Source organism: Prevotella heparinolytica (assembly GCF_004342845.1).
In the GTDB taxonomy this organism is placed as follows: domain Bacteria; phylum Bacteroidota; class Bacteroidia; order Bacteroidales; family Bacteroidaceae; genus Bacteroides; species Bacteroides heparinolyticus.
The window spans coordinates 1-9,105 of record NZ_SLXB01000044.1 but is presented as its reverse complement, the minus strand read 5'-3'; the positions used below and the strand labels follow the sequence as shown (position 1 = coordinate 9,105).

General features: G+C 42.4%; 9 protein-coding genes, 1 tRNA gene and 2 pseudogenes. 4 read left to right on the top strand and 8 right to left on the bottom strand.

Annotation, left to right across the window (positions count from 1 at the left end; translation table 11 throughout):
- Positions 1-95: pseudogene (locus EV202_RS15350) on the bottom strand (IS5/IS1182 family transposase); the annotation flags it as partial.
- A 108-nt stretch (positions 96-203) separates the two neighbouring features.
- Here EV202_RS15350 and pth point away from each other — a divergent pair.
- Genes pth through EV202_RS14570 form a run of 3 tightly spaced genes read left to right on the top strand, consistent with a single transcriptional unit; the run spans position 204 to position 2,193 of the window.
- Positions 204-767 carry an aminoacyl-tRNA hydrolase gene (gene pth, locus EV202_RS14580; RefSeq protein WP_106068429.1) on the top strand — a complete coding sequence of 188 codons (564 nt, stop codon included), beginning with the start codon at positions 204-206 and terminating at the stop codon, positions 765-767.
- Positions 764-1,180, top strand: coding sequence for an RNA-binding S4 domain-containing protein (locus tag EV202_RS14575; RefSeq protein WP_106068430.1), 417 nt, complete (start codon positions 764-766; stop codon positions 1,178-1,180). The genes pth and EV202_RS14575 overlap by 4 nt, the downstream gene beginning before the upstream one ends.
- Positions 1,181-1,206: 26 nt before the next feature.
- Positions 1,207-2,193: a Gfo/Idh/MocA family protein gene (locus tag EV202_RS14570; protein WP_106068431.1), complete on the top strand. Its 987-nt coding sequence runs from the start codon at positions 1,207-1,209 to the stop codon at positions 2,191-2,193.
- A gap of 158 nt (positions 2,194-2,351) precedes the next feature.
- Here the strand turns inward: EV202_RS14570 and EV202_RS14565 are convergent, their stop codons facing one another.
- A complete protein-coding gene (locus EV202_RS14565) occupies positions 2,352-3,563 on the bottom strand; it encodes an L-serine ammonia-lyase (protein WP_106070419.1) in 1,212 nt (403 codons plus the stop codon).
- A gap of 28 nt (positions 3,564-3,591) precedes the next feature.
- On the bottom strand, positions 3,592-6,126 hold the full coding sequence (locus EV202_RS14560; RefSeq protein ID WP_131927576.1) for an endonuclease MutS2: 2,535 nt from the start codon (positions 6,124-6,126) through the stop codon (positions 3,592-3,594).
- A 110-nt stretch (positions 6,127-6,236) separates the two neighbouring features.
- On the opposite strand from EV202_RS14560, the gene EV202_RS14555 reads away from it, so the two are divergent.
- Positions 6,237-6,321: transfer RNA gene (locus EV202_RS14555), tRNA-Ser, on the top strand.
- Between the two features lie 110 nt (positions 6,322-6,431).
- Here EV202_RS14555 and EV202_RS14550 read toward each other — a convergent pair.
- The 5 genes and pseudogenes from EV202_RS14550 to EV202_RS14530 all read right to left on the bottom strand — a co-directional run bounded on the left by EV202_RS14550 (position 6,432) and on the right by EV202_RS14530 (position 8,946).
- Entirely contained in the window at positions 6,432-7,052 is a 621-nt protein-coding gene (locus tag EV202_RS14550) for a hypothetical protein (protein ID WP_131927575.1), read from the bottom strand.
- Positions 7,049-7,575 (bottom strand): annotated as a pseudogene (locus EV202_RS14545) (glycoside hydrolase family 108 protein). Before EV202_RS14545 ends, EV202_RS14550 begins: the two are co-directional and overlap by 4 nt.
- Positions 7,559-8,056 (bottom strand): phage holin family protein, encoded by a 498-nt coding sequence (locus EV202_RS14540; RefSeq protein WP_131927574.1) that lies wholly within the window; start codon positions 8,054-8,056, stop codon positions 7,559-7,561. The pseudogene EV202_RS14545 and the gene EV202_RS14540 overlap by 17 nt, the downstream one beginning before the upstream one ends.
- A gap of 22 nt (positions 8,057-8,078) precedes the next feature.
- Complete coding sequence (locus EV202_RS14535; protein WP_131927573.1) at positions 8,079-8,459, bottom strand: hypothetical protein; 381 nt, start codon at positions 8,457-8,459, stop codon at positions 8,079-8,081.
- The gene (locus EV202_RS14530; RefSeq protein ID WP_317127787.1) at positions 8,437-8,946 is read right to left on the bottom strand and encodes an RNA-directed DNA polymerase; all 510 of its coding nucleotides are present in this window, start codon (positions 8,944-8,946) and stop codon (positions 8,437-8,439) included. The genes EV202_RS14535 and EV202_RS14530 overlap by 23 nt, the downstream gene beginning before the upstream one ends.
- Positions 8,947-9,105: the final 159 nt, after the last annotated feature.

Genomic DNA, 9,105 nt, shown 5'->3' with positions numbered 1-9,105 from the left:
ACAAGACTACTTTGAGTTACGAAACCACGTTTGCCCACACATAAATGAGGCAATATTTCACTTTTTATTGTATCTTTGTCCAACAAAGCGTACATAGGGATGTTGTTATGAATGAGTTTGCTCACCCATAATATATTTTAGCTATTAGTACGCTGTTTATCATTTGATCAATTAGTTTAAATCACTTCATAAATAACCAATAAATGAAATATTTAATTGCAGGATTAGGTAATATCGGTCCCGAGTATTGCGAGACTAGGCACAACATAGGATTCATGGTAGTAGATGCTTTAGCCAAATCCTCGAACGTTAATTTCATTGATGGACGTTATGGTTTCACGGCTTCTATGTCAGTTAAAGGACGACAACTGCTATTGCTGAAACCTTCTACCTATATGAATCTCAGCGGTAATGCCGTGCGCTACTGGATGCAAAAGGAAAACATACCTTTGGAAAATGTATTAATAGTAGTAGATGACCTTGCTTTGCCTTTTGGAACATTGCGTCTGAAAGGAAAAGGAAGCGATGCAGGACATAATGGTTTGAAGCATATTGCGACAACATTGGGAACTGAAAACTATGCTCGTCTACGTTTTGGTATCGGCAATGATTTTCCACGTGGTGGACAAGTGGATTATGTATTGGGAAATTTCTCAGATGAAGATTGGAAGGTAATGGACGAAAGGTTGAAAACAGCTGGAGAAATTGTTAAAAGTTTCTGTCTGGCAGGTATCAATATCACCATGAATCAATATAATAAGAAATGAGTGAAGCCAGGATTGATAAATGGATGTGGGCGGTGCGCATTTTCAAGACACGCACCATTGCAGCCGAAGCTTGTAAGAAAGGGCGTATCAGCATAAATGGTGCTTTAGCCAAAGCATCCCGCATGGTGAAGCCGGGAGATGTTATTCAAGTACGAAAGCCTCCCGTCACTTATTCTTTCAAGGTGGTGCAGGCTATCGAGAAGCGCGTGGGAGCCAAACTCGTTGCCGAAGCTATGGAAAACGTAACCTCCCCTGAGCAGTATGAATTGCTGGAGTTGAGTCGGGTCAGTGGTTTTGTCAATCGAGCTAAAGGAACCGGACGACCTACTAAGAAAGACCGCCGTAATTTGGAGGAGTTTACCACGCTGGAATTTATCGATGATTTTGACTTTGATTTTGACTTTGGAGAATAAAGTCGTAATGGTATGTTGATTTTTTTATGAATGATAAAGTTATTAAATGGGGATTTATAGGTTGCGGAGAAGTGACCAAATATAAAAGCGGTCCCGCATTCCAAAAAATAGAGAATTCCGAAGTCGTAGCCGTCATGAGCCGAAATGGAGAAAAAGCTAAGGCTTATGCTAGAGAGAGGGGGATTCCTAAATGGTATGATGATGCTCAAGAGTTGATCAACGACGAAGAGATAAATGCGATATATATTGCTACTCCTCCTTCTTCGCATGCCACATATGCCATCATGTCCATGAAGGCGGGGAAGCCTGTATATATAGAGAAACCGATGGCTGTTACTTATGAGGAATGCTGTCGCATCAATCGCATTTCTAAAGAGATGGGAGTACCATGTTTTGTTGCCTATTATCGCCGCTATCTTCCTTACTTTCAAAAAGTAAAATCATTGATGGATGAAGGAGTTATTGGTAACATTATTAATATACAAATCCGTTTTGCTCAGCCTCCTCGTGATTTGGACTATAACAAAGAGAATCTGCCTTGGCGCGTACAACCCGATATTGCCGGAGGAGGTTATTTTTACGACCTTGCTCCCCACCAGATAGATTTATTGCAAGAAATGTTCGGCTGTATACTTGAAGCCAGTGGTTATAAAAGTAATCGTGGTGGTTTGTATCTTGCTGAAGATACCATTAGTGCATGCTTTCAATTTGATAATGGATTAGTTGGTAGCGGTTCCTGGTGTTTTGTGGCTCATGACTCTGCCCGTGAAGACCGTGTGGAGGTTATTGGTAATAAAGGGAGGATTTGTTTCTCCATGTTCACCTATGATCCTATTGCACTACATACGGAAAGAGGATGTGAAGAGATTATGATAGATAATCCCACCTATGTTCAGCAGCCACTTATTCAGGCTGTAGTAGATCATCTGCTTGGAAAATCAGTCTGCAATAGTGATGGAGAAAGTGCTACACTTACCAATTGGGTGATGGACAAAATATTGGGCAAGTTGTAGAATTATTAAAGCTTGAAATAAGCTTGTATCTTCCAAAATAAAGCCGATAGAAGCAAGAGGAGGAATTTCTTGATATATAAAATAGCTCATGAATTTTGAGGCAAACCTCATTTCATGAGCTCTTTTTTTGAAAGATATTTTAGTAGATGTTTCTTTTCTCACATTGGATTATAATCCTTTGCCAAACCTCCTTCGCTAGTCTCCTTGTATGGTGAGGGCAGATCATTACCGGTTTCTTTCATAACAGCCACTACTTTATCGAACGACACACGATGCATGCCATCGGTGAAAGAAGAGTAAAGGTTAGCATCCAAGGCACGTGCAGCAGCGTAGGCATTACGTTCGATACACGGAATCTGTACCAGACCGCATACGGGGTCGCACGTCATTCCTAAATGATGTTCCAACCCCATTTCCGCTGCATACTCTATTTGTGACGGACTTCCTCCAAACAATTGATTGGCAGCAGCCGAAGCCATGGAGCATGCCACACCCACTTCCGCCTGGCATCCGGCTTCAGCTCCCGATATAGAAGCATTGGTCTTCACGATATTCCCAACCAATCCGGCTGTGGCAAGAGCGCGCAATATGCGTATGTCGCTGAAGTCACGGCTTTTTGCCAGATGATAAAGTACGGCCGGAACTACACCACATGAACCACAAGTCGGTGCAGTGACAATGACACCTCCTGATGCATTTTCCTCACTCACAGCCAGTGCATAAGAGAAAACCAGTCCACGTGACTGCAGCGACTGTTTGTATCCACTGGCACGTATATAATAGGTAGAGGCTTTTCGGCGCAAGTTCAACGGGCCAGGTAAGACCCCTTCTTGTTCTAATCCACGTTTCACAGCTGCCTGCATGGTTTTCCACACTTCTTGCAGATAATCCCAAATATCACTTTCTTCGCACTCCTTGACATATTCCCAATAGTTCTTTCCGGTGCGTCCGCACCACTGCAGAATCTCAGTCATTTTAGTCATCTCATATACATCCGGAGTATTTATGGAAGAAGCTCCATCACTCTCCTCTGCCAAAGCACCGCCACCAACACTGAAGACAGTCCATTGACCTGTTTCTTTCCCTTCATTATCCAAAGAAACGAACTTCATACCATTGGGGTGGAAGGGAAGGAAGATTTTGGGTTCCCAAATAATTTCAACCGGTGCTGCCGGTTGAAATGTTTCGGTAATGGCAACATTTGTCATGTGTCCTTTACCTGTAGCAGCAAGACTACCATATAATGTTACTTTAAATGAGGCAGCTTCCGGATGTTTACTCAGAAAAATCTCAGCAGCCTTACGAGGTCCCATAGTATGACTACTGGAAGGACCGGTACCGATGCGATATAACTCCTTGATTGATTTCATAATAGATCTTTTAGATTGGTTCATTGATTTAATTGAGGTCAACAACAGTAATGCCTGCTCCGCCAAACTGTATATGTTCATCTGCAAATCGAGACACTCCAGGGACAGTTTCCAAATATTGACGAATAAGCGTACGCAAAATGCCTGTGCCCGTTCCATGAAGAATGCGTACACGTGACATTCCGACAAGAATAGCATCGTCAATAAAATAAGTGACGGTTTGCATCGCTTCATCACCACGCATGCCTCGAACATCAATATCTTGTTTAAAGTTCAACTTCTTTTCATACATACTTTCCTGCGTTTGACCGCTAATATAGGTTGTCTTGGTCGTCACGTCTGCTTGTTTGGGCTGCGCGTTACTACGTTCCAATCTGTATAGCTTAACAATGGTTTTAAGGTCTCCGAATGCAACAACTGCATTCTTTCCATTCACTTCCATTACCTGACCCACTACAGTCTGTCCTTTAATTTTAACATTGCAACCGGGCACAATGGAGGATAACTGTTCGGCTTCTTTCCTTGCCTGTTGTTCAGCTATGGCTTGAGCGGATAGAGAAGTGGTTGATCCCTGACCGTTTTTTTTCTCCTTTTTCCGGTTCTGTTTTTCTCTCAACTTCTCCATTTTCCGCGCTATTTTTTCCTCTTGCTCTTTGTTGGCAAGTACCTCTATCGATTCACGAAATTCATTCAGCTCTTGTCGAGCCTGACGCGTTTTACTCTTTTCTGCTTGCGCCTCTTTGATGGAACGTATGGTGTTCTCAATGCGTGCATTCGCTTCTTGCATCAGCTGTCCCACCTCTTCTTTGGCTTTACGTAGAATTTCTTTACGGGATTTTTGCAACTCTTCGATTTCGGCCTGATAACGACTGATAGTTTCTTCCATGTGCTTTTCACGCTGACGAATCGTTTGGCGCTTACCTTCCCAATAGCGTTTATCGCGAACGATATCCTGCAAATATTTGTCAGCATTGATGTATTCGCTACCCACAATTTCCGAAGCATCGGCTATCACATCTTCGGGCAAGCCTATTTTTCGAGCTATTTCTACGGCAAATGAACTGCCGGGATTGCCTATCTGTAATTGAAATAAGGCTTGCATCAAATGGCGGTCGTAAAGCATGGCACCATTCACCACACCTTCGTGGTCTTCGGCAAAGTGCTTCAGGTTCTGGTAGTGCGTTGTAATAATTCCAAACGTTTGTCGCTGATTGAAGCGTTTCAACACAGCTTCGGCAATGGCACCACCAATTTGTGGTTCCGTTCCGCCACCAAATTCATCAATCAAGATAAGACTGTGTTCGTTACAGTGCTTTATCATGATTTTCATATTTGTAAGATGAGACGAATAAGTACTCAAGTCGTCTTCAATGGACTGTTCATCACCTATATCAATAAAGATATCACTGAATATTCCTACTTCACTGCATTCGTGCATCGGGATAAGCAACCCACATTGCAACATATACTGCAACAATCCTACAGTCTTCAGGCAAACCGACTTACCACCGGCATTGGGGCCTGAGATGACTAAGATACGTTGCTTCTCATTCAGTTCGATGTCAAGAGGTACTACTTTCTTGCCATGTTTGGCTAAAGATAGCTGAAGGAGCGGATGTACAGCCATCCTCCAATCCAATAACCTCTTATTCTTCAATACAGGTTTCAATGCGGATATTTGTTCGGCAAATAAAGCTTTGGCACGTATAAAGTCTATTTCCGCTAAAAAATCGTAAGACAACAATACCTCCGGAATAGCGGGGCGTAATTGATTGGAGAAATCAGCCAGAATACGAATAATCTCCTTACGTTCTTCTGCCTCCAGTTCCCGAATACGGTTGTTAGCTTCTACTACTTCGGCAGGTTCAATAAATACAGTTTTCCCACTGGCCGATTCATCGTGCACAATACCGCGTATCTTTCGCTTCAGAGCCGGTGCCACAGGAATAACCAGACGACCGTCGCGCATAGTAGGTGTGACGTCTTTATCTACAACTCCTTCGGTTTGAGCACTCCGTAAAATACCATTCAGCGAACGTGAGATATTTCCGATAGTATTTGCCAATTCACGACGGATACGTGCCAATTCCGCAGAAGCATTATCTTTGATTTTGCCGTATGGAGAAAGAATGGCATTTATTCTGTTGATGAGCTGTGGAAATACCATAATATCTTCGGCCAATCGTTGCAAACAAGGGTAGGATGAAGTATCTTCTTTCTCATCTTTACTCTTTTGCAGAAAATGTACAATGTCACGTATAGTCTCCAATGAGCGGCGCAAGTCAAAAAGTTCTTGTTCATCCAAATACAAACCTTCTACCCGTATGCGTTTTAACGAAGGGCGTACATCAAAAAAATATTGTGCCGGGAAATTGTTTTCTTCTTTAAGGATACGTACAAATTCAGTGACCTGATCCAGCCGCTCTTCTACCATGCCAAAGCGGTCAGAGAATGTCATATCTGTCACCCGTTCTTCACCAAGTGTACTGAGACATTTTTCTTTCAGTATTTGGCGTATTTGGTCGAAACCTATTTTCTGTTCAAAGTTCTGCGGATATATCATGGCACAAAAGTACAATTTATTCATGAAAAAACAGAGTGTATATTTGCAGATTAAAAAATGATTTGTACCTTTGCATCGCTTTAAGAGAAAAGTGCTTCTTTTTTAATTTTGGAGAGGTGGCAGAGTGGTCGATTGCGGCGGTCTTGAAAACCGTTGTGCTGCAAGGCACCCGGGGTTCGAATCCCTGTCTCTCCGCAGTAAACATTGAGTATCAGTGTTTTATAGAATAAACACCCGAAAAGGAACCCGAAAACGGCCTTACGGGTGCTTTTTTCATTCCGGCGGGCTTCCCAGCAAGCCGAAATTTAATTATGAACAAAAATTTTCTTTATGAAGGAAATAACGGTCTTTCCTATCTTTGTTTTCTTTAGCCAAACCCCGGCTACAACTACAATTACTAATATTGCAAGAATGTAACGCCATCTATAAGGGTCGGCCGCCGGTTGTTCTGTATTGGCTTCCGTCTTATCTGTGTCGGTAGTAGTTGTTTCTTCCTTGACCGAAGCGTTGGCTTCTTGGCTTTGGCTTATTCCCTTTTCTTCTGAATTCTGCTTTACGGTTAATTGCTCAATACTTTTTATGGGTCCCTTGTTAGGCGGCTGCTTTTTGGCTGGGGCCGGTTCCTTATTTCGGCTTTCTTCGGGGTGGGTTGTTTTACCTGGAGTTACTTGCCCTTCCGGTTCCGGGGTGGGTTCCTCGTTTGCTTTCGGCGGGTAATACTCTATTTTGGTGTAGGTAACTTCTACACCGTTCGTCTTGGTTGTATCTACGAAAGTGGAAGAAGCACCGGTATTGCTTTCCTGTATAGCTTGGTCTACTTTCGTCTTTTCTTCTTTGCTGGCTCTAAGTTTCCTTGGCGTGGAGCAACTTATAAGAAGAAAGCCTACCAGCAAGCAAAAAAGTAGGGTTAAAAGTCTTGTTTTCATACGTCGTTATATTTTAATGCGTTTAGGCGGTTAAGCCAGCTTTTTATAAATCGCTTTTGTGTAGGGTCGCGTTCTACAATCCGGTAAAGGAAGGCTTCGCGCTCGGCTTTTATGGCATTGAATAACACCAAGGAATCGGAGGAATTAACGGCGGCCAAGGTTTTAGGCCCTACAATACCGTCTACCGTTAAGCCTAAGAGTTTTGCGGTATCTTAATCCCGTTTGCGCCGGAACCCCATACCCAATCTACTAAAATGTTGGCTACGCTTTGGCTTTTAATTTGGTCGGCCTTCCACCTGTCCCAATAGTGGGGTTTTAGAACCCGGTTTAGAACGTCGTCTTTACTAAGCAGCTTTAAGTCATCTACGTCTATATCTCCGTCTCCGTCCTTATCGTAGCCGACTTTTCGCCAAGTGGCAATAGTTACGCCCATGTTGGTAGCTCCGCCTTTGTCTACCGGGTCATTTACGTAGCCACCTTCCCAACTCAAAATAAACGGTAGTAGTTTACGAACATTCGCCATGTTGCCCCCCTTCCTGTTTTTCGGTTTTCAAATACTCTATAACTTTGGTTGCTATTTCCTGCGTAGAACGGTCAGATACGATTTTACCGACAAGTTTAGCAGCTTCGCTTATCTTCGCCTTTTCTTTATCTCCTGCTTTCTCATAAATACTTTTTAGCTCGATAAATCCCACGAAAATAGCCCCTATGAATGTAAGGAAAGGAATAACCGGTAGCTGGTGAGTTATTTGGGCGTTTAATTGGGTAATAGCAAGCATTTGAATACCGTCAATTACTGTTATTACAAACAGCATATTAAAGTATTTAGCTATTTTCTCTACTGTTTTACGCAATCCGAAGGAAGACCGGAATTCGCCGCGCTGTTTTGCCTTACGTATTCCGGCGCAAAGGTCGAAAAAAATAAGAAGCAATACCAGCAAGTAAATGCAACCTAACATTATAAGTTGCGGATAGATTTTATCTAAAATTTCTACTAACTCCATTTCGTTTTTAATTAGTTTGTTGTTACTCGTTTTTCAAATTCTCGAAGTCGGCCTTTACCATAGCTTTAACGGCTAATACTTCCGCTAAATACTCTTTGTATTCCGTTTCGTCGGCCGGGTCTTTTGATAGCCCAAGCGCGAAAGCGTTGTACTTATTGATAAGGTTAAATTCTTCGGTTTCATCCCGGCGGTCGCGAAGAACCGCTTTAACGCATTTGTCGTAATCCGGGGTTCCCCAAATTTGAACGGTTTCGTACTCATAGCCAATTTGCGGGGTTTCGGCTTTTTCTTGCTGAATGTCCGCCGGCTGTACTTCTACTTCTGTAATGTTGTAGTTATAATGAAAACTACCGTCGCCTAAGTCTTGCAAAATAGGCGGCCTAACGTTTGAATTTGATTTCATACTTTGTACTCTTTGAAAGTTTCTTAATCAAGTGTTTACTATCGCAATGTTTGGCCCATCCCCACCAAGCGCAAACATTATTCTTAAATTCTTCTTCGGTCAAGGTTTTGCGTTTGTTTAGTTTCCCTATCCTTTTGCAAAGCCTTTGCTTTATTCCTTTCCGCATCCGTGTATGCGTATGGTAGAAAACAAAACCTAAGAAGTCAATACCCTGCGAAGCTACCGGGAAGACTTGCCAATTATCTTTAACCTCTAACTTTAGTTCACTCATATACTGCCTTATCTCTTTCAGCAAAGAATGTAAATAGGCTTTGTCCGGGGCGAGTACTACAATATCATCCGCGTAGCGGAAGTAATACTTAACCCGTTTTTCCTCTTTTATCCAATGGTCGAAATAAGTAAGCATAAGGTTTGCGAAATATTGGCTAAGATAATTGCCTATTGGTACGCCGTCCGCCGAATCTATTATTTCATCAAGTAAGGCCAATAACCTTTTATCCTTCAATTTGCGGCGTATTATCCCCTTTAGTACGTCGTGGTCTATTGAAGGGTCATTAGTGTCCCGTTAAAATGGGACGAGTTAAACAATTAATCAAATAGCCCCGGAATCAGGGGTTCATTTAGATCTTTGACATCATTGAAATTA